The 255-nt window shown below is 53.7% G+C and carries 1 protein-coding gene; it reads left to right on the forward strand.

Annotated features, from left to right (window positions below):
* Positions 1–255, forward strand: a 255-nt coding sequence (locus E0D98_RS26640; protein ID WP_131891667.1) for a transposase, incomplete at both ends; no start/stop codon positions are given.

The raw sequence follows: 255 nt of genomic DNA on the forward strand, positions 1-255 counted from the left end.
GCGCGGGAAGTCCAGAGACCGAGCATTGATGCTCACCTTCTGTGGCTTGAAGCAGAGCTGAAGCGTCTTGAGAAGCAGATAAAAGACCTGACAGACGATGATCCGGATATGAAACACCGCAGGAAACAGCTGGAAAGCATCCCGGGTATCGGAGAGAAAACATCTGCGGTATTGCTGGCTTATATCGGTCTGAAGGACCGCTTCGCCCATGCCAGACAGTTCGCCGCTTTTGCGGGTCTGACACCACGGCGTTAT

Source organism: Escherichia sp. KCJ4928 (assembly GCF_004352695.1).
In the GTDB taxonomy this organism is placed as follows: Bacteria; Pseudomonadota; Gammaproteobacteria; order Enterobacterales; family Enterobacteriaceae; genus ECMA0423.